The sequence below is a fragment of the Paenibacillus sp. FSL H3-0457 genome (assembly GCF_037981725.1).
Classification (GTDB): Bacteria; Bacillota; Bacilli; order Paenibacillales; family Paenibacillaceae; genus Paenibacillus; species Paenibacillus amylolyticus.
The window spans coordinates 1388579-1413185 of sequence record NZ_CP150283.1 but is presented as its reverse complement, the minus strand read 5'-3'; the positions used below and the strand labels follow the sequence as shown (position 1 = coordinate 1413185).

Below are 24607 nucleotides of genomic sequence, written 5' to 3'. Positions count from 1 at the left end.
TTCACGATCTTATATTCAATCGGATATATTGGTATCTTTCATTAAATTGCGCATTTGTGAATAGCATGCACCCGGAACTGAAGTAAAAGATCTGTAAAACGGTCCGGTATGCTTGCCTATCGTTCTATTACCCCTCAGATTTGTAAGCTAAACAACCCTGTTCCTAAATAATTTTATATATTTCGGGTAATAAAACGATATCATCTTGAACCCATCGTCCCGGTTTTGACGTATAATGTAAGAGCCGTATTTCAACAATAGACGACGAATTCGGCGATTGATCTATCTAACCGAAGAAAGAGGTGTTAACGATGCCAAAATCCATTCAGGGTTATTTCATTCGGGTGTTATTCACCACATGCATTCTATTTACCGTTTCGATCGCTTCGACAGTAAGTGCAGCCAGTGCCAATATTTTTACGGATATATACAGCGGATGGGAGCGAGTCTCCGAATTGCCCGGAGAAGTGAACGCTCTGCAGGAAAGTTATAAGCAAACGATGGAGCAATTAAATCAAACGTCTGCTCAGTTGGGACAAGCCCAGGCCAATGTCGAAGCATTTAAGACCCAGAACGAACAACTGCTGGCTCAGAACCAGAAACTCACTGAAATGGTAAGTAAATTACAGGACGACCAGAATGCCAAAGCAGCTACCACCAAACGAATTCAGACGACGATCATCACTGTCGGTTCTCTCATATTGGGTTACTTTGTTCTGATTCGTGTGATGCGCTGGGGAATGCGTCGCCGTTCGGGCCGAGTATAAAAGAACAGGAGCAACTGCATGAACATACACCTGAACAATGCTGAAGCAGGCGGAGCAGGACAAGTCGTCACATTTTCACTGATTAAAGATGACCGCCTTCATATTTTGCATCCGCAGCAAATTGTGGCCTTCCGCGGTCAAAGTGGGAGTCGCAATGATAAATTCATGAATATCACGGGCATATATCGCAAAAAAAAGCTGATTAAATCCGAAATCACCGGACCTTGCCAATTTGTGGCTGCCCTGCCTCCCGGATTCACGATGAAGGAAGTGGAGCTCACGGAGGACAGTGATCTGCTCTATGACTTCCGCCACCTGTTCTTCTACTCTGATGGTGTAACCATGCATACCAAAATTCAGAAAATCAAAAACATGCTGATCACCCGTGATGCAGTGAAAATGAAATTTTCCGGCAAAGGCAAAATCGGATTGCTCACTCAAGGTCAGGTCTGCCAACAGGAACTTCACCCAACAGCGCCACTCTATGTAGATGCTGGCAGTATTATTGCCTATCCTGAAAATGCACATCTGGAACTCACCGTATATGGTAACAACCTTGCCAGTCAGCATATGAATTATCATTGGAAGATGACAGGACATGGATCTGTACTCTTTCAGGCTGGACGTGAGAATCACCGCTTGGAACAGGATCTCAACGATGAGGGACTATTCAAACGAATTCTGAAAGAAGTGATCCCTTTCGGCAATGTATTGATCAAATAAGCTGTTAGTTGGTGGAGCCGACCGATTAGCTGCCACTATGCTCCAGTGGGGTGGTCACCACACCGTTTCATGTTATAATGGTTCAGACAATTGAAGAAGAAAATCCATGCCTGTGGCATGGGAGAGGTTCGCGAACTCCCTCTATAAGACTTGACCATATGATGGGTCAGCATAAGTCTTGCGTACACGTTGCGGTCACCATGCAATCATGTACGTAAAAAACTAAGGACACTTACTCTTGCCTGCTTTTTTGAAGCGGTTATCGAGAAGGTGTGTTTTTTGATGGATGCCAGTTCATGAACTTCTCTGTTCTTCCGACACTCTATGCCTATGTGCATGGTTTGATCTCAAGAAGATAGAGAGGTTTTTTTATGTTGAACGAAGAAAAAGCAGTCGTTGTATTCAGCGGCGGTCAGGATAGTACCACGTGTCTGTTCTGGGCCAAACAACAGTTTGCCGAAGTAGAGGTCGTTACGTTTGATTATGGTCAGCGCCACAAGTTAGAGATTGAATGTGCAACAGAGATCGCACGTGATCTGGGCGTACAGCAAACGGTACTGGATATGAGTCTGTTAAATCAGCTTGCCCCCAATGCGCTCACTCGCACGGATGTGGAGATTACGCATGAAGAAGGCGAACTGCCGAGTACATTTGTAGATGGACGGAATCTGCTGTTCCTCAGTTTTGCGGCCATTATGGCAAAGCAAAAAGGAGCACGCCACCTGGTTACAGGTGTATGCGAGACGGATTTCAGCGGATACCCGGATTGCCGGGATTCATTTGTGAAATCAATGAATGTGACACTTAATCTGTCCATGGACTACCCATTTGTCATTCATACCCCGCTCATGTGGCTGGACAAAGCCCAAACGTGGAAGATGGCCGATGATCTTGGTGCTTTCGATTATGTCCGCGAGCGTACCCTGACCTGTTATAACGGCGTGATCGGCGATGGATGCGGAGAATGCCCTGCTTGCAAACTCCGCAAAGCCGGACTGGATCGCTATGTACAGCAACGTTCTGCTGCTGAATCGGCGGGAGTGGATGTACGATGAGAGAGCCGGGAACATTCCGTATTGTAGAGCATCTGCAACGCATCGGAGAAGATATTCTCCCCACCCAGCTACGCTACCACCGCAAACGTGTACTTGTAAGCAAAGAATTCACCTTTGACGCAGCACATCATCTGCATTGTTATGAAGGCAAGTGCAAGAACTTGCACGGTCATACGTATAAAGTTATTTTTGGCATCAGCGGTTATCCGGGTGAAACCGGGCTGACGGTTGACTTTGGACATATCAAAGATATATGGAAAACTCAAATTGAGGGATATCTGGATCATCAGTACCTTAACGAGACACTTCCTTTAATGAATACAACAGCCGAGAATATGGTCGTTTGGCTGTTCGAACAGATGGAACATGCGCTCCAGACGGAACCCTATGCCGGGCTGACCGATGGTGGGCGGACAGAGTTTGTCCGACTCTTCGAGACACCCACCAGTTACGCGGAAGCGAGACGGGAGTGGATGATCGATGAGTAGTGTGACACACCAGGTGAATGAGACGGGATCTCGCAAAGAGGCTCGTATTCCCGTGATGGAGATTTTTGGTCCGACGGTTCAAGGCGAAGGTATGGTCATCGGGCAAAAAACGATGTTTGTTCGCACCGCCGGCTGCGATTATCGCTGCTCCTGGTGCGACTCGGCCTTTACCTGGGACGGCAGTGGCAAGGACCTGATTCGGATGATTACGCCAGAGGACGTATGGGAAGAGTTGCGCCGCGTTGGCGGCACCCGTTTCTCCCATGTGACCATCTCTGGCGGTAATCCCGCCCTGCTCGCTTCGCTGGGCGGGTTGGTTGCCCTGCTGCGGGAGAACGGCATCCGCACCGCGGTGGAGACGCAGGGCTCCCGCTGGCAGCCTTGGCTGGCGGACATTGACGAAGTCACCGTCTCGCCCAAGCCACCTAGCTCCGGCATGGACACCGATTGGGCCGTGCTGGATGATCTGATCGAACGGCTGGCCGCTGGCCCGGTAGAACGAAGTCACAGTCTGAAGATCGTGATCTTCGATGAGACAGACCTGGACTATGCCCGCCGTGTGCATGCGCGGTATCCGGGCACGGATTTATTTTTACAAACCGGGAACCCGGATGTGACTTCCGCCGAAACGCCAGATCTGGTGTCCTCACTGCTTGCTCGTTATGAGTGGCTGATTGACCAAGTCAGTGCCTCCGATGACCTGAATGATGTTCGTGTGCTTCCACAGCTTCATACGTTGGTATGGGGCAACAAACGCGGCGTTTGATGGGCAGTATGGGTGGAATGGGCGGCATGATGTAAGCTGAGAACGAAATGTCATCAGACAAAAAAGAGAATTATACAGGCAAAATTGCCTATTCATATATACCGCGAGGCTTCGGCTTTGACGGAAACAAGGAGCGTTTAATAACCGATGAGACAACCTGATGAGATGCAAGATGTGACGTTGCTGGGCAACCAGAACGTAAAATATACGTTTGAATATGATCCGGGAATCTTGGAGAACTTTGATAACAAACATCCGTACCGCGATTATTTTGTGAAATTCAACTGCCCGGAGTTCACTAGTCTGTGCCCGATTACGGGTCAGCCGGACTTTGCAACGATCTATATCAGCTACATTCCGGATGTGAAAATGGTCGAGAGTAAATCACTCAAGCTGTACCTGTTCAGCTTCCGTAACCATGGTGATTTCCACGAGGACTGCGTGAACATCATCATGAACGACCTGATCAAGCTGATGGACCCCCGCTACATCGAAGTATGGGGCAAATTCACACCGCGCGGCGGCATCTCCATTGACCCGTATACGAACTATGGTAAGCCTGGAACGAAATACGAGCAGATGGCCGACCACCGCATGATGAACCATGATATGTACCCGGAGACGATTGATAATCGTTAAACTGGCGGGTAAATAAACTCTGCTATAACTAAAATAAATTATAGGACACAGAAAAGCCGAACTCTTCAAAACCTGAAGAGATCCGGCTTTTTCTTTGTTTAGTATACACCTGTATGAGACTGAGTGTCTCAACGCAATTGGATCGTAGTGCATTCGAGTAGACTAATCTTCCTTTAGTGCTTTGATTTTTTTAATGTAATGTCTCAACATCAGCACACCAATCGATTGAAAAATGATAAATATGACGATAGCCACAGACAAAGATGCTGGGGAAACATATATAGCCTGAAACGTTATTACAGCCATATACAAAATAGTCATCACCAACTCACGTTTGGCGGATTCATAAGGTGATAAGGATTTCATATCCATCCCTCCTCTATCCTTCTTACACATAAATATGGGTCTTCTTACAGTATACGCTAAAGTAATACGTTTCTTTTGTAAATGTACGTTTTCTCATGTTCCCCTTGTCGGTCCAATCAATCTATCCTATTATGTAACAATATGCTTACACGCATATATTACAACATCAGGCGCTGATCCCTCGTGACCGCGACCAAAGGAGAATTGTACATGTCTACTCAATCCACTTTAACCAAGGACGCCGCAGCGCGTTCGAAAGCCCCACCCGGATCGGATGCCCAAAGCACCGTTTACCGGATACTCATTGCCATTAGTTTGGTTCATCTCTTCAATGATTCGATCCAGTCGGTTATTCCAGCCATTTTTCCGATTCTGAAAGATTCTATGCATCTCACGTATACTCAGATCGGATGGATCTCCTTTGCTATTAACTTTACCGCATCCATTATGCAGCCTGTCGTAGGCTGGTTTGCAGATAAAAAACCGACGCCATCCATTCTGCCCATTGGCATGGGTTTTACATTTACCGGCATGTTGCTGCTGGCCTTTGCCGACAGTTATATGGCTGTCCTGATTTCCGTTATCTTTGTCGGCCTGGGTTCCGCTGCTTTCCATCCGGAAGGTTCGCGTGTATCACACATGGCTGCCGGTCAACGTCGTGGACTGGCACAGTCCATCTTCCAGGTTGGTGGTAACGCTGGGCAATCCCTTGCCCCATTGCTTACACGCTGGATCTTTATCCCGTTTGGACTGTTCGGTGCCATTGGATTTACAGGCATTGCTGCCATGGGAATTGCAGTTCAGATCTACATAGCTCGTTGGTATGGACGCATGCTGCAATCGGGAGGATACCTGCGTAGACAGGCTGCTGCCCGTCGTGCACCCAATCCTGCTTTACGTAAAAAGATTACTGCCGCCATTACGCTATTGATTTTGCTCGTCTTTGTTCGTTCCTGGTATATCGCTTCCATCGGTAGTTTCTATGCGTTTAATCTGAAAGATACCTTTGGATTGTCCACAGAGGACGCGCAGATCTATATCTTCTTGTTCCTGGCTGCTGGAGCACTGGGTACGTTCTTCGGAGGCCCCTTGGCGGATCGATTCGGCAAACGTAACCTGATCTTCCTGTCCATGGCCGGAGCTGCTCCACTAGCTCTGTTGCTGCCCTATGCGAATCTGTTCTGGACAGGCGTACTGCTAACCATTATTGGTTTTATCATGTTATCCAGCTTCTCGGTTACGGTTGTATACGCGCAAATGCTGATCCCAGGCAAAATCGGAACGGTCTCGGGCCTGATCACAGGTCTGGCATTTGGTATGGGAGGCTTGGGCGCACTCGTGCTGGGGAACTGGATTGACGTCTTCGGCGTATCACCGGTAATGCAGATGTGCAGCTTCCTGCCACTGCTCGGAATCTTCACGTTCCTGCTTCCATCCGATAAATTACTCAATATCTGGGCGAAAGAAAACGGTAGTGAAGAGTAAAGAATACATCAACAGGTGTGCACTTTTTATTCTATATTAGATCCAATACTTACGTGGCAGCATCGCCATTATAAGACGTTATCTTGCGTTAACGAACCTTACAGCACTTATTTGAAAGAATACTGCTGGTTTCCCAATCTAAAGAATCTGAGCAACGCTATTCCCGAGAAAAAGGCCGAAAACCATGGAATGTGCGTGTGAGATGCAGAAATAACGTGTCTGAGATTCTTTAGAAATCGGGATTAGTGAAATATCGCCGAATAACGTCTGCTGAGTTCGTTAGATTTCACTTTGGTCACCTACATTTGCAGTCTAAATAAAATGTTTGAACCATAACAAAAGGGTTCTTGCCAACTCTGTATTCACAGACTGGCAGGAACCCTTTTGTTATATATGTTTTTCTCGTATTTAGCTTCAACCGTTTATTCCACGTCACACATGACAACGCTGCTACCTTGAGCTGTAATCAGTTCCTTCACATCTTCAAATTCAAGAAATACCGTTGCCGTATTTTCCATGGGATGAATTCCAATTTTCTGACCAACTAAATCCTTGTCAAAAACTACGGTCACGTTTTTCTGAATATTATTGAGAACCCCCATAGGGTTGACGTGCCCTTTTTCCAATCCGAGGAATTCCAACAAATCCTTTTCACTGGCAAAACTTAATTTGCGGCTAGGTATCTTTTCGCTTAAACTTCTCAAATCAACGGACTTCGTCCCAGCAATCGTCACCAGATAATAGTTGCGCTTCTTATCATCACGCAGAAACAGATTTTTAACGATACGTTCTGTATGTGGAATCTGATAAGAGAATATTTCCTCCATCGTGTATACTGCGGGATGTTCAATACTTTTGTAAACGATATTATTGCGATCTAAAAGATCATAGAAACCCTGTTTGTTTAACATATCAAATTCATCTCTTTCAATATAAATATTCTTCTATAATATGACTTCTTCTGTAATATTACTTCAAACGCTGAAGGATCAGCCGTTTTTTGTACAACATTTTGCCTGCTTCGGCGACATCTCGAATTGTATTTTTGTTGCTCACCGAACCAAACACCATGCCTGCAATCGGCACAAGTTGGAACAGCTTCTTCCAGCCAAAAGATTCACTGTAGGAGTTAAACACTTCCCGCCATCCCTGCATCTGCGATACTACTTCAATGGGTTTGTCGGGATCATCATAAGCGGCCAGTTCTTCAATGATCGCTTTCTTACCTACAATATCAGCGGAAGAGAATTGCAGACATTTGACAATGAAGATACGCTCCAGCGGTTCATCTGGATCATAACCATAACATAGAGCCATCTCTTGCAGTACCTTCAAGGAAAGCCCCATCACCATCGGAATATCTGCAGCAATGGTTACAATGCCACCAAACCCTGTAGCTGCTCCCTGAGCCGCGGCAAACTTCGTTCGACTCTCGGTAATGTTATCAGCCACCTGGTCCAGCACCTGAAGTGGCAGATTCTCTACACTATGAATCTTTGCTGTCCCCTCCGCTTCAGATTCCTGCTCCAGACGATAGGTCGTATCCATCATGGAATAACCGGACCTCCCGGCTTCCTCTTGCAAAAGCTTGGCTACTTTTTTCTTCTGTACGAGGAACTTGCCCCCATTCTGCACATACTGACCCACATCGTTCAGGGAATCTCCGATCTTCTGTTTCAGCGCTTTAGGCATCACTTTATCCAACATCGCAAAGGGCAAACGCCCGATTTTATCCCAAATAAACAAGTCTTTCTGTTGTTTCTCCCATTTCAAAATCTGTTCAAGTTCCTTGTCCAACGTCTCGCGTGAATCCATATGTGATCCTCCTAATAGGTTCTGCATCGTAATCTGTATCTCTCTCATACGCAGAAATCATCGTTGTGGTTGCTTTGTTTTGTGTCCAGGACACATATGTTCAGGCCACTCTATCTTATCGTTCACACACAGAAGAGCCCTTAATCAGCATCACTCGCTAACTAAGGGCTCTCATATTAAGGTTTCACTACCTCTTATTTTGCTTCTGCTACCGCGCTACCATCTGGGACCGGAACACCGAAATCAGGTGTGCCATCTTCACGCCAATGAATCACTTGAGCACGGGCATGGCGGTTCGGATCATACAAGGGGTCACCCTCGATGTCTTTGTAATTACGGGCATGATAAATCAGAATATCGGTCTTGCCATCCGGTGACACGGTAAAGCTATTATGACCCGGGCCGTATTGGCCGTTCGCTTCACAAGTCTGGAATACCGGCTCGGGTGATTTCACCCAGCTGGCCGGATCAAGCAAGTCGGCATTTTCATCTGCGGTGAGTAGACCCATACAATAATTGTAATCGGTCGCGCTTGCCGAGTAGCCGATAAACAAGCGCCCATTCCGATGCATCACGGCTGGGCCTTCATTCACCTTAAAGCCGATGATTTCCCAATCGTACTCAGGCGTAGAGATCATGACCTGTTCGCCGCGCAGCGTCCATGGGTTTTCCATTTCGGCAATGTACAGGTTCGAGTTGCCCACAATATCAGGATCTTTCTGTGCCCAGACCAGATAGCGGATTCCTTTATGTTCAAAGGTTGTTGCATCCAGCGCGAATGATTCCCACCGTGTGTGTATCTGTCCCTTTTCTACCCACTCTCCTTCGAGTGGATTCACTGAATCGTTCTCCAGGACATACATACGGTGATCGAACAGACCTTCGTTGGTCTCACTGGTGTGAGCGGCAGCGTAGTGTATGTACCATTTGCCATCGATAAAATGAATCTCCGGTGCCCAGATGTTGGCACTCATGGGCCCTGTGTCACGCTTCGTCCAAGCCGTTACCGGCTCAGCATCTCTTAACTCTTCCAAAGTCTCTGCTCGCCGGATTTCGATCCGGTCAAAGGCTGGCACGGAAGCGGAGAAATAATAGTAACCATCTGTATGACGGTACACCCACGGATCAGCGCGCTGCTCCAGAATGGGATTAGTAAATGTAATGGAATCAGTCATGGGAATGCTCCCCTTTCAAATGTTGTTTGGCTCGAAGTTTAGGGATGTAACCCAATTGCGAAAAAGCGAAAACCCTTTTGGGGTGGTGCACAGCGGACGTTCGGGGGTGGCAGGGCCTTGGTGCTCTCTTGTCCTCCGATTTCTCTTTCCACCGCTCCTGGCGGTTGAAATCGGATGCCAAACTCGCTCCTGCGGCTCCTTCCTCCCCCTCACTGCTTGTGCACCATCGGAGCAGCAGCTCGCTCTCACCGCGCTCGCTGGGTTACAACTCAACTTCGAGCCTTTTTTGTGGCTCGGTCTTATGGGGTTGACCGCTTCGCAGGGTCAACTCTCCCCATGTAATGCAGGGCTGGCCGCAGAGCTATTGGCCAACTTTGTCATGCACAGCGGACGTTCGGGGGTGGTAGGGCCTTGGCGCTCTCTTGTCCTCCGATTTCTTTTTCCCACCGCTCTCTGCGGTTGAAATCGGATGCCAAACTCGCTCCTGCGACTCCTTCCTCCCCCTCACTGCTTGTGCACCTTTCGCGCAGCCACTCGCTCTTAATGCGCTCGCAGCTCGTCCCCTTACTCATCCGCTCCGCTGATCTGCTTGCCCCAGACCGCCATGCCGTGGTCATCGAGGCCTGTCACCACCAGCGCGGGCTGGCTTCGTTCCCAGTCCCAGGACGGCAGCAGTTGCAGCTCTTCCGTGGAAGCTCCGCCCCATGGGCTTTCTTTCCACTTCAGTGTCAGTGTTTGTTTGTCATCAAAGGCCCAGGTCCCTGAACCTTTTTCACTTTTAATTTTACCGTTGCTTGTTAGGGTATAAGGCACGGCTTGAATCTGCCCGTCCACGGACGGATCAAGCGCCATACCTTCCCACTCCCCGGCAATCATGGATTTCGGAATATCCTGTGCAGTCTCACCTGCGTACCGTTCAGGTGAAACCACAGGCCAGCCATCCTTCGTCCATAACATTTTGCGTACATGCAGATATGGCCAGTTTTTATCCGTCTCCCCCCGTGCATGATGCACGATGTAATAATCGTCTCCGTCCTTCAACACGGAGTTATGTCCGGGCGCAACCCAGCCCTCGCCTTCTGTGAAGCGATAACCGCCGAGAATTTTGGTGCCGATCTCATATTGCGGCAGATACTCTGTATCCAGCATGTTATTGCCGTTTATGTCCGTATACGGTCCTGTGATTGAATCAGCACGCGCAACCCGCACGTTATAATCTTCGAATAAGGAATCATAGGAGACAAACAGATAATACTTTTTGAACTCCGGGTTAAACACAATGTATGGACCTTCCACTGCGCCCTCTTCAGTTGCACGATCCCGAGCAGCAATGCGAGTACCATAACCGTCGCCCTTGAATTTCCCGGTGTCGGGATCAAGTGGCGCAATGTAGATGCCGTCAAAGAATGAACCATATACCATCCACGAATTACCCTCGGCATCTACGATGGGATTAGCATCAATGGCATTTAATTTGTCCTGTTCATTCGCAGAAGTTTGCACAACCAGCCCTTCATCTGTCCATGGACCTTCGGGAGATGAGGATGTCTGAAGACCAATAGCCGACTGGGTACTGCCAAAAGAAGAAGCCGAATAATACATCCGATAGGTATCACCAGCCTGAATCACATCCGGTGCCCACAGATTGACCGCACCCGTCCAGTCCAGCGCTTCTTGCGGAATCCCGGGCAGAGCCTGACCTACCCATGTCCAGTTAATCAGATCATCTGATTTACGTACCATGACACCGGGTTTCGCTTCTCCTGCTACACGAACGTCTGTGGAATAGACGTAGTACCCCTGGTCTGTTTTGATAATGGCCGGATCATGCGCATTGTTCACCGTCCAGCGTGATTCATCGTCCAAAATGGAAGTGTCATACAACTGAGTATCTTGAGGAGCTTCAGGAAAGACGGGACGGGACACCGTTTCTCCTGCTCCTTCTCCCGAACAACCCGCAGCTCCAACAACCAACAATAACAACATGGAAGCAACCACTCCTTTTCCTGAATTCGACCACCGTCGGAATTTCTTCCGCTGATTCATCCCTTCACTCCCGAAATGGCAACCGACTCAATAATCTGTTTCTGGAAGATCAGGAAGATGATTAATACAGGTAACAGAGCCACAATCGACGCCGCCATAATAAGTGGATAATCCGTCTGGATCGCATACGTGGCATTAAAGTTTGCTATAACGAGCTGTAACGTCTGCTTCTCCGGTGAATTCAGATAGATAATTGGTGCCAGATAATCGTTCCAGATGCCCATGAACCAGAGAATCAGCTGTGCAGCAATCGCCGGTTTGATAAGTGGAAACGTAATACTGGAGTACAGCCGGAAGTAGGAACTTCCATCGATTTTGGCCGCCTCAATAATTGCATCAGGCACACTAAGCAGGTATTGGCGCAGGAAAAAGATCATGATTACGTTACCGAACAGGCCTGGAACAATCAGTGGTAACAGCGTATCCACCCAGCCCAGCTTTGCAAACATGATGAATTGCGGGATCATGACTGTCGGATAAGGAATCATCATGGATGCCAGCAACGCGAGAAACAGTTTGTTTTTGTGCGGGAATCTTAATTTGGCAAAGGCAAAGGCCGCGATACTGGACGTAAACGTACCCACCACCGTTACACTTACCGCAACGATGAGGCTGTTTTTGATCCCGCTGAGCAGCGGTCCTGCTTCCCAAATTTCTTTATACTTTCCAAATTGGAATACTTCAGGTATCCATACAGGCGGAAGCGCGAACACATCCTGCTTCTCCTTCAATGACGTGGACAACATCCAGATCAGTGGTGCAATCATCGCAATCGCACCAATCGCGAGTACGATAAAGATGATCGAGTTTGTTAATTTCCTCTTTTGACTGTAAGACATCTCCGGTTCACTCCTTTCCTTGACAATCAATCCCCATCATAGGCTGATTTTTCGTTCATTTTGAATTGCACCAGGGTAATGACAAAAATGAAAATACCAAGAATCATGGCCATTGCTGAGGCATAGCCCATCTGCAAGTTACTGAAGGCCTTCTGCCAGATGTAGAAGACGATTGATGCCGAAGAATATTCAGGACCACCCGTAGGTGTCATAATGTTCATCTCGGTGAAGATCTGGGAACCGCCAATGATATTTGTAACAATGAGGAAAAAAGTAACCGGCTTCACCATAGGCCAGGTGATGTTGCGGAAGATTTGGAACCCGTTCGCTCCATCCAGCTCAGCCGCTTCGTAGTATGTACGTGATACACTTTGCAGTGCCGCCAAGTACAATAACATTGTGTATCCAAGACCCTTCCACACCGTCATAATAATCAGAGCCGGTTTGACCGTGTCTTTGTTCGCGAGCCAGTTAGGCCCTTTAATCCCAAACAGATCAAGGAACTGGTTCACCAGACCGTAATCCCCGTTGTACGCCCAGTTCCACATGATGGACACCGCAGCGAGGGAAGAAATAACTGGAATGTAATAGATCACACGGAATGTCGTTGTGCCGGGAATTTTACGATTCAGACCCATTGCCAGCAACAATGCGAGCAACAATCCAATCGGAATACCAAGCATCAGGAAGAATGTATTAAACATCGCTTTGTAGAAGAGGTCATCCGTGAGCAAATCCTTGAAGTTGGCCAAACCGATAAAGTTCATCTGTCCCAGTCCGTCCCAATCCGTAAAGGAACCATATAGGGAGTAGAGGAACGGGAACATGACAAAGATCAGCAATCCAAGAATCGGAGGTAAAATAAACAGATATCCGTACAGCATCTCTTTGCGATACAAACTCGATTTCGTAATCACGGCGTTCACCCCTGTTTCTAGTATCAGCATGTGGCATTCTTCGATTGAACCTTGTCGATCAACGAATGCCACATGCCCGTATGGAATCCAATAAGTTCCAATACGAATGATGCCAGCAGCATGATTGCAGGCTGCCGGCATCACCCTTTCCTATCTACTATTTCTGAGATTTCTTTTCTTGTTCAACCGCTTTGTCGAGCAGTTTTTGCATTTTCGGTTGTTGCTGCTTCACATAGTCTGCGGCTGTAATCTTGCCATCCAATACCGGCTGGATGTCCGTGAAGAACAGGTCATACCATTCCGCATTGTACGTGTAGTTACCTGGCAGAGCCCGGCCGTAATCTTCAACAATATCAATGAATTCCTGTTTGTTGGCTGGTTTCGTGGATGTATCTTTGGCCCACTCGTCTGCCATATCAAGCAAGTTCGGAATTTGTACCTTGGCATCTACCAGTTGCTGCATGCCTTCCTTCGAAGCCGTAAGGTAGTTCACCAATGCTGCTGCTTCTTCTGGATGTTTCGTTTTCGCGGATACTCCGATTCCCAGAGATCCGATCCACGTTGCCGATTTGCCAGTTGATCCCGCAGGGAATGGCAGCAAATCATAATCGAAAGGCAATTTCTCAAATGTACTCATATCCCATGGGCCTACAGGGAAGAAAGCCATTTCACCTTTCATCCAGCGTTGATACGTATCCAATGTTTGCGCTTCCTCAATGGAAGGTGTAATTTTGTATACGTTCTGCATATCCGCGAAGAATTGCAGTGCTTCAGCGAATTTTGGATCATCAATCGTTACTTTTGTTTTGGTCTCATCCAACCAATCTCCACCGTTGCTCCATACAAAGGATTGCAGTGCCCACTGTACGTTGAATCCAGTACCGTATACATCCGGTTTACCATCTCCATTGGTATCCTTGGTCGCTTGCTGGTTCACCTTGATGAACTCTTCCCATGTGTATGGTTTATCCTTGTCAGGGAGTGGAATGCCCTCTTTTTCAAACAACGTTTTGTTGTAGCCCAGTGCAAATGGCCCCAGATCCTTCGGCATACCGTAGATATCACCTTGACCTGCCATTTGGCCGTCATAACGATACAGGTCCACGCCGTATTTCCAGATATTATCGAGATCAACATCCGGATTGTTTTCAATATACGAAGTGAGGTTCATCAGCACATTGCTGTTCACATACGCTTTCACGTCGCCCGGATTGATATAAAATACGTCAGGCAAGCTGTTGCCTGTAATTGCCGCTCTGAGCTTGGTTGCATATTGATCCGCAGCCGTTACGATAATTTTGACTTTCACACCCGGATGATCTTCTTCGAATTTCTTGACCACCGCTTGGTATGCTTTCTGCTCATCAGTACCGCCGCGGAACATAAACGTTAACTCCTTGTCCCCACTTGCACCGCTGCTTCCTCCGCAACCTGCGAGTACCAGCGCACTTACCAGCATAAGAAGCATAAATGTGACCCAACTCTTTTTCTTTACCATCTGAACCCCTCCTGATCTGGACTTGTAACCGTATTCAATTGGATGAAATAAGATTTCTGTTGTTAAATTTATCAAATCCAGATCACTTTAGTCAACACTTTTATAAAACATTTTATATTTATATAAAATAAATCAGTATTTCGGCCAGCCACTCGAGTCCCAAAGCAAGTCATTAATCAGCAATTTCGGATTGCCATTATCCTCTGCATCATAGGCATGTCTTGCGATGACATTGCCGTTGTACACGTCCTGACCACCTGGACCTTTCCATTTTACATTGCCTGTATCCAATATCGTTCCGCCACCATTCAGCATATTAACTCCGTTTTTGTCCACATAAGGGCCTGTTATACTGGTCGAACGTCCATAGACCATTTTGTAGGTACTGTTCACACCTTGGCAGCAAGAATCGATGGAAGCAAACAGGTAATAGTAGCCGCCACGATATACAATACTTGGTCCTTCAATAGCACCTCCGTTATTCGGGCGCGCAGCAATGGAAGTTATACTTCCCGTCGGTTTCATCGTGTTTTTGTCCAGCTTGACAATCTTCAGACCACTCCAGAAAGAACCAAAGGCCAGCCATGGATTGCCTGAAGCATCAATGACCAGATTCGGATCAATGGCATTATAATTATTGGCGGTCGTGGTTTGAAGCACCAATCCTTCATCCTTCCACTGCCCTGCTCCAATGCTGTTCGCAGACGCAAGACCAATCGCAGACCGATTGGAGCCAAAGGTGGAGATCGAATAATAGAGCCATACTTTTCCGTTATACTGCTCTACATCCGGTGCCCATACATCCAATCCGCTTTGTCCCGGAACGGCAGAAGCCCACCAGGATGGCTTACTTAAGAAGATCTGTGGAACACGATACCAGGACGATCCATTATCGGATTTCAATACTTGAATGCCCGGGCCGGTTGAAAAGGTGTACCAGGAATTGCCCTCTTTGATAATCGACGGATCATGAACAGCGGTATCTCCGGTCAGATTCCAGAATGCCGCCAAAGCTTTTGACTGACCTGCCAGCAGTAATACCATCACAAGTAATGCCGGTAACGCCAACCGTTTCCACTTAAACCTCTTCACATTGCTTAACTTTTCCAAACCAACTCCACCTTTCCTGTTCAAATGGTTAATTAGGTTCATGAAGTATTGAATCAATTTAGGTATAATAGGATTATAAAAGCGGTTACATTACATTTCAATGGTATATTTCAAATATTTGTGAACTGATTAACACTTATTTTAACCGGAATAGTGGACAAAAAATAGGTTATATTCTCGTATTTGCGCTATATACAAGGGTTTTGGCTTCTATTTCTCCACCCTTCCCTTCCATGAGGGAATGATTTATAATTATCTGAAATAAAACATATAAATGTGCAAATGTCTGTGTCGAAGACTTTGTTCAGAACGGGGAAAGGAAATCCACCTATGATTTATATTAAAGATCTGATGTCGGGTGTGAATATCTTCAAAGCGCTCAGTTCGGAAATCCGGATTCAGATCATCGAGCTACTGGCCAAGAACCAAAGTCTTAATCTCAATGATCTTGCAACCAAGCTGGGACTGAGCAATGGCGCTATCACGATGCATATCAAGAAGCTTGAAGAGAGCGGATTGATCGAGATCAACACCGCCGTTGGCAAACATGGAATTCAGAAGATATGTTATCTCAATGAGGAAAAATTGATGGTTGATCTGCGTTCACAAGAGATTAACAATCGTTATGAGGTGGAAATTCAGGTCGGTCATTACAGCGATTATCAGGCTGCACCTACATGTGGTCTCGCTACCCGGGACAGCATTGTTGGAGAGTTCGATGATCCGCGGTACTTTGCTGATCCACTGCGAATTGATGCGGAGATGATCTGGCTGGCTGAAGGTTATCTGGAATATCGGATTCCAAACTATCTCAAACCCAATCAGTCCTTTAGCGAAATTCAGTTGTCGATGGAACTGGGATCGGAGGCCCCTGGCTTTTGTGACAATTACCCTTCGGATATTTACTTCTATGTCAATGGGATTGAGATTGGCTGCTGGACAAGTCCGGGGGATTTTGGCAATACACGCGGTACCTTTAATCCGGAATGGTGGCCTCCGCACTTGAATCAGTACGGCATGCTGAAGCTGATCCGGATTACACAGGAAGGCAGCTATATCGACGGATGCCGCATCTCGGATGTGACGTTGGACCAGATTGGGCTGGATTACAAAAGCGATATTCACTTCCGCATTGCCGTTACGGACGAACCTTTGAACAAACGGGGCTTAACGATCTTTGGTAAAAACTTCGGAAACTATGGACAGAATCTGCTCGCTCGGGTTCTCTATAACGTACAAGAAGAGTAGAGCCAGCTCTGACTATTCACTCGATATGAAGTTCGACCGATCTGCTAACGTAACTGTTCAACACAACAACAATCATGTGTCTTCGAAAGGGTGCTATCCAGCACTCTTTTTTTGTTTCATCACACCGAAGAACTTGTCCAATCATGTTGGAACAAAACTTACTGCATGATATGACCTCCTATAGCCCCTCTGTAATCCTCCATGTTGTTTACCCTGGCGTGATATAATAATGGCCTGTAATGACAAAATGGAATAACGGGCGGGGATACCTTTTGAAATTGGAGCGATTAATCTCAATCATATATAAACTGCTGAACCACGAAGTATTGTCTGCTTCCACCTTGGCGGAAGAGTTTCAGGTGTCCCCAAGAACAATCTATCGGGATATTGATGTAATCTGTGCCGCCGGCTTCCCGGTCGTCTCCCATCAGGGACTCAAAGGTGGCTACGGCATGATGGACGGATACAAGATGGATAAAAGCTTGCTCGGTTCTTATGATGTGGACTCCCTGATCACGGTCCTGAGCAGTCTATCCACAGTATTCGAAGATGCACGTGCACAAGGCACGATTGAACGTCTGCAAACGATTGGGCCGGAGCATCAAACCTCAAGTCTATCGGTGGATCTGGAGACTCGCCGAACAGAACCTGATGCCCTTCCTCATCTGCGTAAAGGTATTACGGATCATCAGGTTGTCCGTTTTGACTACATCAATACAAAGAATGAACATACACCCCGCCATCTGGAACCGGTAAGACTCCATTTTAAATATCGTAATTGGTATGTATATGGATTTTGCCAGACACGGCAGGATTATCGCGAGTTCCGACTGTCCCGGATGATGAACGTGCAACTGACATCGGAACACTTCCAACCCCACCTTGAGCTTCCCCAAGAGACGGTTGTGTCAGATCCGTCATGGCAAGATCAGGTAAGTGATGTAGTATTTCGGGTGAACCCGGAAGCGCTCGCGGAAGCCATGGATCATTTTCAACAGGCAGATAAGCAATTTCACGAGGATGGAAGTATGACGATGCGTATCCAGGTTCATCAACCGTTACAAGCCAAGTGGTTATGGTCGTTTCTACTTAGTTTAGGCAGTGGTGCCGAGGTACTTGAACCGATTGAATTAAGAGACATTCTGAAAGAACAACTTCGAAACGCACTTAAGCTCTATGAAGAAGTATGACACGCTGTTGTCATACTTCTTTTTTTATAATCATCTCAGTAAGTTCATCTAATCCATCGCCAAATTAAAGGAGACGATCATCAATGAATCATCCGGAACAAATGTATAACTACCACGCATGGGCCAACCAAACCATCCTGGGCAGAATCAAGGAACTGCCCTCTTCTGTACTGAGTCAGGAAGCGAACAGTTCATATCCAACTATTGCTCACGCACTCAGCCATATCTACGCGGTAGATAAAATGTGGTACGAGGTATTGAATGGCACCAGTATGCCCGAGGCACTGCAAGCATGTATACTGCTTAATGGTGAGATTCACGGTTCTGTAGATGAGTACATCAAACGTTTTACCGACCTGTCGACACAATACAGTGAGTGGTTACGAGGCCATGCTGATCTGGAGCAAACCACTCTACTCGATAATCCATTTGCAGGAGTTCGCGAAACCAGCTTATCCGATATAGTAATCCATGTGGTTAACCACGGAACCTATCATCGAGGCAATGTTTCTACCATGCTACGTCAATTGGGGCATGCCTCCATCATGAATGACTATTCACTCTTTTGGTATCAGGAACCGGCTCAAGTATAGTTGACAATCGGATGGAAAATGTAAATTGTATCCCCATGACGTCGAGGGATGAATTGAGAAATTGGTTGCAGACACATGGAAAAGTTGAGAAATCTTGCTGGGTAATAATAAGCATAAAACCCGTGCCGAATACCCTGCTGTATTTGGACGTGGTTGAGGAGTCGCTGTGCTTTGGCTGGATCGATGGAGTCAAAAAGAAAATATCCGAGACTCAATTAGCACAGCGATTATCTCCTAGGAGTAAACGTAGCTCATGGACTGAATTGAACAAGGAACGTGTCCGTCGTCTTGAAAAGTTGGGCTTCATGCATGACGAGGGTAGACAGGTTCTTCCTGTTATGGAGCCGACTGCTTTCATAATTGATGGTGTGATCGAACAAAGGCTGAAAGAAGACCATCAGGTTTATGCAAATTTCATGGCCTTCCCTACCCTGTATCAAAACGTTCGGATCGATACGATCCAAAGTGTTAAGAATCAGCCAGCATTATTCCAGAGCAGATTGGATAAGTTCATAACCCACACAAAGGAAAATAAAATGTACGGTCAGTGGCATGACAACGGACGGCTCTTGAACTATTGAACTCCCCCTTTTCCCTGAGACAGCAGACAGGACCTCCCTATGAGGAGGCCCTGTTTTGGTGTTTTATATTCGGTCATGTATTAATGAGTCTGCCTGTATGTTTTGGGAGACTTGCCAAAGGCTTTCTTAAACTGGCGGGTGAAATAATTACTGTCGTTAAATCCACATTCATACGAAATTTCCGTGATGGACAGATTCCCGTTTTTCAACAAATGACATGCCTTCTCCAGACGCAACTTTTGCAGATAAGAGATCGGGGTCATCTGATAATAGGATCGAAAAATCCGATTCAGATGCCTTATGGAGATATTCGACTTCCCCGCAATATCCTCTAGCGACAGTGGCTCCAGATAATGATCTTCAATAAATGAAATGGCATTTGCCAGATGCATCAGATTATTACCTTCGATCCCTTTCTCCTGCGTATCATATTGCCTCGACAAATAAACAACCATCTCCGTAAGACGTGAGATCAACATCGTCTGATACCCTTGCTGTTTACTCTGATACTCCTCAATCATGAACGATATCAGTGATTCTACATACTCCAGACTGGAAATGGATAACGCCAATTTACTCGGAAAGGAGTGAATATTACGATAAAACGGTTCCAAAACAAACAGCGCTTGGAAGCCGTTAGATTTTCTCAGATCGGGCCCCGCCGAAGCAAGCATCTCGGGACTGAACATAATGTTACAGATCCTAAAATCATGAGGGTCTTTATACGCATGATGGGTGTCGCCATTAATCACAAATGCGTTCCCTTTTTTAATAAAAAATTCCTCGGTGTTCACCACATGGGTTGCATGACCATTCAGAACAATCACAAGTTCCGTAAAATCCATATGATTATGAAGCTCCATGTCCTCAACATGTCCACCGTACTGAATAAAAAACGGAAATTGTTGATGGTCCGAGGTAAACCATCTCAAATATGCATTACTCAAAAGCATCCCCCTCCGCAAACCATGTTGGGTTGAATGTCTATATCATGCTATTCCAGGACCGAAAAATCAAGGTTCCATATACTTATAAGCGTTATAATTCGCCTTGTAGCAGGGATTTTCAATGTGTCCAGATTCATACTAAACTCTCGAAATGAATAGGAGCATAAATGATGAAATATACCAATCCGGTCATTCCGGGGTTTTACCCAGATCCAAGTATCTGCCGTGTAGATGAAGACTATTATCTGGTAACCAGTACCTTTGAATATTTCCCTGGTGTGCCCATCTTCCACAGCAAAGACCTTGTGAACTGGCGACAGATCGGCCATGTCCTCACAACAACTGAGCAACTCCCTTTAGCGAACGCAGGCAGTTCTGGCGGTATTTTTGCCCCAACACTCCGGTACCATGGTGGCTGGTTCTATATGACAACAACCAATGTCAGCGGCGGCGGAAATTTTTATGTACGTAGCATCCAACCTGAGGGACCATGGTCTGCACCGATTTTTGTTGATCAGGGTGGCATTGATCCCTCTTTTCTCTTTGATAAAGATGGACCTGTGTATTTTCAAACGGCCTGTAACGGCGTTGAAGGTGAGGGCATCTATCAATCTGAGATAGACATCACGACCGGAGCCAGACTAACCGATAGTCGATTGATCTGGACTGGAACCGGAGGAGCAGCCCCCGAAGCTCCCCACATGTATAAAATAAACGGCCTCTATTATCTGATGATCGCCGAAGGTGGAACCGAGTATGGCCATATGGAAACCATCGCTCGGAGCACAGAGCCATACGGACCATTTGATCCGTGTCCTCATAATCCGATTCTGTCCAATCGGAGCATGAAATCCAGCATTCACGCAACCGGTCATGCAGACCTTGTCCAGATCCAGGATGGAAGCTGGTGGGCCGTATGTCTGGGCCTTCGTCCAGCAGGTTACCCCATGCGACACCATCTGGGACGCGAGACCTTCCTGGCACCTGTCACTTGGACGGATGACGGTTGGCCGATAATCGGTGTGGACGGACATATTGAACCAGAGATGACCGGACCTTCATTGCCTGAGCATCCTTGGTCACCTCGGGCTATACGGGATCATTTTGACGAACCAACTTTGGACATTTTGGACATGAACTGGATTTTCTTACGGAACCCGGCTCCGAATAGTTGGACACTCACAGAAAATCCCGGGCAACTCATCCTGCGGGGTCAGCCGGTTTCACTCGATGATGGAGGAAATCCAGCCTTTGTCGGACGTCGCTTGAGCCATTTCTTATGCAAAATGGCAACCGAGCTGCGTTATGAGCCAAATGCGAACGGTGAGGAAGCTGGACTAACCTTATTTATGAATGATAAATATCATTACGATTTGGCTGTAACACAGGTCGATGGGCAGAAGAAAATCGTATTGCGGCGAACCGTCGGCTCTCTGCGAACCGAACAGGCGCTTAACTGTGACAAGGGGCCGGTTGTAATACAAATCAAGGCTGACCGTAATCACTTCACGTTCCTCTACCAGCAAGGTTCATCCGATGCCATCGAAGTGGGTTCAGGAGAAACACATCTGTTATCTACCGAAGTGGCAAGTGGTTTCACAGGTGTGATGATCGCCATGTACGCTTATGCTCCATCGGGGGAGTGTACGCCTGCGAGTTACGATTGGTTTGACTATGAACCTCTGGACGAATAATCGTTTTAACTCCTATATTCAGTAATAGAAAATATAATATATGATCAGCTAGAATTATCCCCTTAAAGTAGATACTCTTTGAAAAGCCTTGTGTGGTAGCATAAGGAAATGAGTGAACTTTGAGGGGATTTTGCTATAGCTAAATCTTTCTTACGGATTGCACTGGAATTTATAAAAGAACCATTGCTTTATTAGAGAAGTTCTCCTAGTATTTTTAGAAGGAACACCCCAGCAGCTCCCATCTTGGCAATAACTTCACTGCCCATATGAGAGCGCTATCGCTGCAGCACTAAGATAAACGGGAGGTTGCAGATATGAAATGGAATCACTTCAAGTCCAAGCTTCTGTTTAAGTACACCCTATCCTATATCTCCATTTTCCTTATCCCTCTTGTTATTTTAACCATCATTATTTATCACAACGCTGTGGACACGCTCCGTTCAGAGATTGAACAGACCAATGTCAATCAGCTCACTCAAGCCAAAACTGTCATTGATGATCGCATGAAAGAACTCCAAGACATCGCTTTTCGCATCGCCTACGATGAGCAGTTAACGCGGTATTGGACCCACCATCCGTACTATAGCCGGGAATCAATCGGCGCATTGGTCAAATACAAAGCCACCAGTTCCATTATCGATGAGTTATTCCTGTTCTTCCGTGAAGATGATAACATCTATTCTTCTCAAGGTTCTGAGAACCTGGATGTATTCACTGGCCGCTACAAATTTACTACGTGGAACAAAACAGACATGATCCGGGATTTGAATAACGTACAGTCCCCCACAATACGTCCAGCGGAGCAGGTCGTCCAAGGAACCAGAATACCCAATTCCATGCTGGCATACCTTGTACCGATTGCACCTAACAATACGCCCGCTCATGGAACCGTCATGTACTTGATACACGAGTCCAATCTGACGGGCTTAATTGATTCCATCCTCAGCGACTATCACGGGATGACTTATATTTTCGATAATTTCGGGCAAGTACTGGCAGCCAATTACAAGGGAGAAATCATATCCGAACAGGAAGTTAACGCTCTGTTTGCTCTTGAACCCGGAACGCACAGCATCTCCTTAAATCAAGAACCACATTCGGTTGTATCCGTTAAATCGGATGCGGGTTGGACTTATGTAACCGCTATGCCCAGCAACCAATTTTTTAGCCGAATCGTTCATATTCGCACCTTTGTTGTTCTCGTTTTCTCCTTAATGGTGGTGATGGGCACGTTCCTCGCCATTATGTTGGCCCGAAGACAGTACCATCCGATTTCAGACTTAATGGAGTTCATTCGGTTGAAAAATGATCCTGATCCATCCTCCACCACCAACGAGCTGGAATGGATTAAAAAAACACTGCATGATTATAGTCAGCGCGTAGATCTTCAGGAGCCCTATGCTCGCAATCACATTTTGCTCATGTTGCTGAAGCACGGTCACACCGGAGATTTCCCCTCTGAGTTTACGGATAAGCTTGGTATACGCTTTAACCGATCCCATTATTTTGTCATGATCATGGGCTGGGAAATGCGTGCTTTTCCTATCGGTGATAACCCCGAGCAACCTACTGTCATGCAGCTGATGAACGATGTGGACCTGCCCGAGTTGTCTGCATATGCTTACGGCGTAGAGCTGCCACAGGCAGACCAATTGGCCCTTATCGTGGGATTCGATGCCGAAATTGGGCATGAAGGTAGCCTGAATACCCGTATGGAGCCTATTGTTGAGAAACTGCAATGGATAGTGACAGAACACACCGGGGTCGCGCCCGCAATCGGGATAGGCAATCGGTACACTTATCCGAAACAGCTGAATCAGTCCTACATTGAGGCCTCGACCGCTCTGGAAGCATCGATGCTGCATGGACAGGGCAGCAGTACATACTTTAACGACCTGTCTGGTTCCGATGTAAAGGATTCCTCCTTCTGGGTCCCTAAGGATGTGTTATTAAAGCTGGTTCAGAGCTTGAAACAAGGCAGCTATGATGTGGCAGTTCAGATGGTGTCAACTGCGTTGAATACCCTGAAATCCGAAATGCCATCTGTACCGCTGCTGCGTTGCATCTGCTTTGATATTCTGAATACAATGCTCAAAACCGCTTCGGAGCTTGGAATCCATCATGTGGTTGATCAACTTCCAAGAGTCACTTCCTACGACTCGTTGGAGGATTTGGAGAAAAAACTGACAGGCCTTGCCGCCGAAATCTGCGCCCATGTCGAGGCAAAGAGTGAGACGGAAGAAAGCTCTCTTATGGATGAAATCGTGGCTTATATCGATGCCAATTTCTCTGATTATGATCTCAGTTTAGGTACGATTTCATCGAAATTCACGATCTCTTCATCCTATTTCAGTCGTTCATTTAAAGAAAAGATCGGCATGAATTTTACCCAATATATCTGGCAGAAACGGATGGATGAGGTCATTCGACTACTGCTGCATACAACCGATCCGTTAAAAGATATCATCACGCGTGTCGGTTACCTGGATACACCAAACTTCATCCGCAAATTCAAAAAAGAGACGGGTTATACCCCAGGGCAATACCGTAAAATGCACCGTCCCAATGGCTCCGCCGATTCTCCTGATGATGATGACGAGGAATGTATTGGATAAAGGGAGACATCTTCTAACATGTGCCTGATTCATTAGACCAAAACAACGCA

23 protein-coding genes are annotated in these 24607 nt (G+C 46.6%); 13 read left to right on the top strand and 10 right to left on the bottom strand.

Going from position 1 to position 24607, the window contains the following annotated elements:
• The first annotated feature begins 311 nt into the window (after positions 1 to 311).
• The 6 genes from MHH25_RS06270 (at position 312) to queF (ending at position 4438) form a co-directional block, all read left to right on the top strand.
• Entirely contained in the window at positions 312 to 767 is a 456-nt protein-coding gene (locus MHH25_RS06270) for a hypothetical protein (protein WP_340019495.1), read from the top strand.
• Between the two features lie 18 nt (positions 768 to 785).
• Positions 786 to 1490: an AIM24 family protein gene (locus MHH25_RS06265; RefSeq protein WP_340019494.1), complete on the top strand. Its 705-nt coding sequence runs from the start codon at positions 786 to 788 to the stop codon at positions 1488 to 1490.
• 374 nt (positions 1491 to 1864) lie between these two features.
• Entirely contained in the window at positions 1865 to 2545 is a 681-nt protein-coding gene (gene queC / locus MHH25_RS06260; protein WP_340020457.1) for a 7-cyano-7-deazaguanine synthase QueC, read from the top strand.
• The gene (gene queD, locus MHH25_RS06255; RefSeq protein WP_036611465.1) at positions 2542 to 3033 is read left to right on the top strand and encodes a 6-carboxytetrahydropterin synthase QueD; all 492 of its coding nucleotides are present in this window, start codon (positions 2542 to 2544) and stop codon (positions 3031 to 3033) included. Before queC ends, queD begins: the two co-directional genes overlap by 4 nt.
• Positions 3026 to 3799: a 7-carboxy-7-deazaguanine synthase QueE gene (queE, locus tag MHH25_RS06250; RefSeq protein ID WP_340019493.1), complete on the top strand. Its 774-nt coding sequence runs from the start codon at positions 3026 to 3028 to the stop codon at positions 3797 to 3799. The genes queD and queE overlap by 8 nt, the downstream gene beginning before the upstream one ends.
• Positions 3800 to 3946: 147 nt before the next feature.
• Positions 3947 to 4438, top strand: coding sequence for a preQ(1) synthase (gene queF / locus MHH25_RS06245; RefSeq protein ID WP_036668798.1), 492 nt, complete (start codon positions 3947 to 3949; stop codon positions 4436 to 4438).
• 162 nt (positions 4439 to 4600) lie between these two features.
• Here queF and MHH25_RS06240 read toward each other — a convergent pair whose 3' ends face one another.
• A complete protein-coding gene (locus MHH25_RS06240; RefSeq protein ID WP_340019492.1) occupies positions 4601 to 4804 on the bottom strand; it encodes a hypothetical protein in 204 nt (67 codons plus the stop codon).
• A gap of 210 nt (positions 4805 to 5014) precedes the next feature.
• On the opposite strand from MHH25_RS06240, the gene MHH25_RS06235 reads away from it, so the two are divergent.
• On the top strand, positions 5015 to 6289 hold the full coding sequence (locus MHH25_RS06235) for an MFS transporter (RefSeq protein ID WP_036611474.1): 1275 nt from the start codon (positions 5015 to 5017) through the stop codon (positions 6287 to 6289).
• Between the two features lie 422 nt (positions 6290 to 6711).
• On the opposite strand, the gene MHH25_RS06230 is transcribed toward MHH25_RS06235, so the two are convergent.
• The 8 genes from MHH25_RS06230 to MHH25_RS06195 all read right to left on the bottom strand — a co-directional run bounded on the left by MHH25_RS06230 (position 6712) and on the right by MHH25_RS06195 (position 15623).
• The gene (locus tag MHH25_RS06230) at positions 6712 to 7200 is read right to left on the bottom strand and encodes a prolyl-tRNA synthetase associated domain-containing protein (protein WP_211085725.1); all 489 of its coding nucleotides are present in this window, start codon (positions 7198 to 7200) and stop codon (positions 6712 to 6714) included.
• Between the two features lie 58 nt (positions 7201 to 7258).
• Complete coding sequence (locus MHH25_RS06225) at positions 7259 to 8104, bottom strand: EcsC family protein (RefSeq protein WP_083669829.1); 846 nt, start codon at positions 8102 to 8104, stop codon at positions 7259 to 7261.
• 194 nt (positions 8105 to 8298) lie between these two features.
• Positions 8299 to 9279, bottom strand: coding sequence for a family 43 glycosylhydrolase (locus tag MHH25_RS06220; protein ID WP_340019491.1), 981 nt, complete (start codon positions 9277 to 9279; stop codon positions 8299 to 8301).
• A 564-nt stretch (positions 9280 to 9843) separates the two neighbouring features.
• The gene (locus MHH25_RS06215) at positions 9844 to 11265 is read right to left on the bottom strand and encodes an arabinan endo-1,5-alpha-L-arabinosidase (protein WP_340020456.1); all 1422 of its coding nucleotides are present in this window, start codon (positions 11263 to 11265) and stop codon (positions 9844 to 9846) included.
• A gap of 56 nt (positions 11266 to 11321) precedes the next feature.
• The gene (locus tag MHH25_RS06210) at positions 11322 to 12164 is read right to left on the bottom strand and encodes a carbohydrate ABC transporter permease (protein ID WP_036611483.1); all 843 of its coding nucleotides are present in this window, start codon (positions 12162 to 12164) and stop codon (positions 11322 to 11324) included.
• Positions 12165 to 12190: 26 nt separating this feature from the next.
• A complete protein-coding gene (locus MHH25_RS06205) occupies positions 12191 to 13081 on the bottom strand; it encodes a sugar ABC transporter permease (RefSeq protein ID WP_036611613.1) in 891 nt (296 codons plus the stop codon).
• Positions 13082 to 13238: 157 nt separating this feature from the next.
• Positions 13239 to 14579 carry a sugar ABC transporter substrate-binding protein gene (locus MHH25_RS06200; protein ID WP_076319039.1) on the bottom strand — a complete coding sequence of 447 codons (1341 nt, stop codon included), beginning with the start codon at positions 14577 to 14579 and terminating at the stop codon, positions 13239 to 13241.
• Positions 14580 to 14711: 132 nt separating this feature from the next.
• Positions 14712 to 15623 (bottom strand): glycoside hydrolase family 43 protein, encoded by a 912-nt coding sequence (locus MHH25_RS06195; protein ID WP_076251708.1) that lies wholly within the window; start codon positions 15621 to 15623, stop codon positions 14712 to 14714.
• 396 nt (positions 15624 to 16019) lie between these two features.
• On the opposite strand from MHH25_RS06195, the gene MHH25_RS06190 reads away from it, so the two are divergent.
• From MHH25_RS06190 to MHH25_RS06175, 4 genes are all read left to right on the top strand, one after another.
• On the top strand, positions 16020 to 16937 hold the full coding sequence (locus tag MHH25_RS06190; RefSeq protein WP_036668788.1) for a winged helix-turn-helix transcriptional regulator: 918 nt from the start codon (positions 16020 to 16022) through the stop codon (positions 16935 to 16937).
• Between the two features lie 272 nt (positions 16938 to 17209).
• A complete protein-coding gene (locus MHH25_RS06185; RefSeq protein ID WP_127547927.1) occupies positions 17210 to 18127 on the top strand; it encodes a YafY family protein in 918 nt (305 codons plus the stop codon).
• Between the two features lie 83 nt (positions 18128 to 18210).
• Complete coding sequence (locus MHH25_RS06180) at positions 18211 to 18720, top strand: DinB family protein (RefSeq protein WP_340019490.1); 510 nt, start codon at positions 18211 to 18213, stop codon at positions 18718 to 18720.
• Positions 18721 to 18731: 11 nt separating this feature from the next.
• Positions 18732 to 19301: a YdeI/OmpD-associated family protein gene (locus MHH25_RS06175; RefSeq protein ID WP_036611498.1), complete on the top strand. Its 570-nt coding sequence runs from the start codon at positions 18732 to 18734 to the stop codon at positions 19299 to 19301.
• An 80-nt stretch (positions 19302 to 19381) separates the two neighbouring features.
• Here the strand turns inward: MHH25_RS06175 and MHH25_RS06170 are convergent, their stop codons facing one another.
• Positions 19382 to 20248: a helix-turn-helix domain-containing protein gene (locus MHH25_RS06170; protein ID WP_036611501.1), complete on the bottom strand. Its 867-nt coding sequence runs from the start codon at positions 20246 to 20248 to the stop codon at positions 19382 to 19384.
• 170 nt (positions 20249 to 20418) lie between these two features.
• On the opposite strand from MHH25_RS06170, the gene MHH25_RS06165 reads away from it, so the two are divergent.
• Both MHH25_RS06165 and MHH25_RS06160 read left to right on the top strand, forming a co-directional pair.
• A complete protein-coding gene (locus MHH25_RS06165) occupies positions 20419 to 21942 on the top strand; it encodes a glycoside hydrolase family 43 protein (protein WP_340020455.1) in 1524 nt (507 codons plus the stop codon).
• Between the two features lie 314 nt (positions 21943 to 22256).
• Positions 22257 to 24557, top strand: a complete 2301-nt coding sequence (locus MHH25_RS06160; RefSeq protein WP_340019489.1) for a helix-turn-helix domain-containing protein — start codon at positions 22257 to 22259, stop codon at positions 24555 to 24557.
• Positions 24558 to 24607: the final 50 nt, after the last annotated feature.

Bases quoted from the DNA above. Each gene is read 5' to 3' on its own strand.
- MHH25_RS06230 (WP_211085725.1), bottom strand. From the start codon at position 7,200: ATGTTAAACAAACAGGGTTTCTATGATCTTTTAGATCGCAATAATATC.
- MHH25_RS06200 (WP_076319039.1), bottom strand. From the start codon at position 14,579: ATGGTAAAGAAAAAGAGTTGGGTCACATTTATGCTTCTTATGCTGGTA.
- MHH25_RS06220 (WP_340019491.1), bottom strand. From the start codon at position 9,279: ATGACTGATTCCATTACATTTACTAATCCCATTCTGGAGCAGCGCGCT.
- MHH25_RS06215 (WP_340020456.1), bottom strand. From the start codon at position 11,265: ATGTTGTTATTGTTGGTTGTTGGAGCTGCGGGTTGTTCGGGAGAAGGA.
- queF (WP_036668798.1), top strand. From the start codon at position 3,947: ATGAGACAACCTGATGAGATGCAAGATGTGACGTTGCTGGGCAACCAG.
- MHH25_RS06270 (WP_340019495.1), top strand. From the start codon at position 312: ATGCCAAAATCCATTCAGGGTTATTTCATTCGGGTGTTATTCACCACA.
- MHH25_RS06180 (WP_340019490.1), top strand. From the start codon at position 18,211: ATGAATCATCCGGAACAAATGTATAACTACCACGCATGGGCCAACCAA.
- queE (WP_340019493.1), top strand. From the start codon at position 3,026: ATGAGTAGTGTGACACACCAGGTGAATGAGACGGGATCTCGCAAAGAG.
- MHH25_RS06190 (WP_036668788.1), top strand. From the start codon at position 16,020: ATGATTTATATTAAAGATCTGATGTCGGGTGTGAATATCTTCAAAGCG.
- MHH25_RS06165 (WP_340020455.1), top strand. From the start codon at position 20,419: ATGAAATATACCAATCCGGTCATTCCGGGGTTTTACCCAGATCCAAGT.
- MHH25_RS06235 (WP_036611474.1), top strand. From the start codon at position 5,015: ATGTCTACTCAATCCACTTTAACCAAGGACGCCGCAGCGCGTTCGAAA.
- MHH25_RS06240 (WP_340019492.1), bottom strand. From the start codon at position 4,804: ATGAAATCCTTATCACCTTATGAATCCGCCAAACGTGAGTTGGTGATG.
- MHH25_RS06225 (WP_083669829.1), bottom strand. From the start codon at position 8,104: ATGGATTCACGCGAGACGTTGGACAAGGAACTTGAACAGATTTTGAAA.
- MHH25_RS06160 (WP_340019489.1), top strand. From the start codon at position 22,257: ATGAAATGGAATCACTTCAAGTCCAAGCTTCTGTTTAAGTACACCCTA.
- MHH25_RS06265 (WP_340019494.1), top strand. From the start codon at position 786: ATGAACATACACCTGAACAATGCTGAAGCAGGCGGAGCAGGACAAGTC.
- MHH25_RS06175 (WP_036611498.1), top strand. From the start codon at position 18,732: ATGGAAAATGTAAATTGTATCCCCATGACGTCGAGGGATGAATTGAGA.
- MHH25_RS06210 (WP_036611483.1), bottom strand. From the start codon at position 12,164: ATGTCTTACAGTCAAAAGAGGAAATTAACAAACTCGATCATCTTTATC.
- queD (WP_036611465.1), top strand. From the start codon at position 2,542: ATGAGAGAGCCGGGAACATTCCGTATTGTAGAGCATCTGCAACGCATC.
- MHH25_RS06195 (WP_076251708.1), bottom strand. From the start codon at position 15,623: ATGGTATTACTGCTGGCAGGTCAGTCAAAAGCTTTGGCGGCATTCTGG.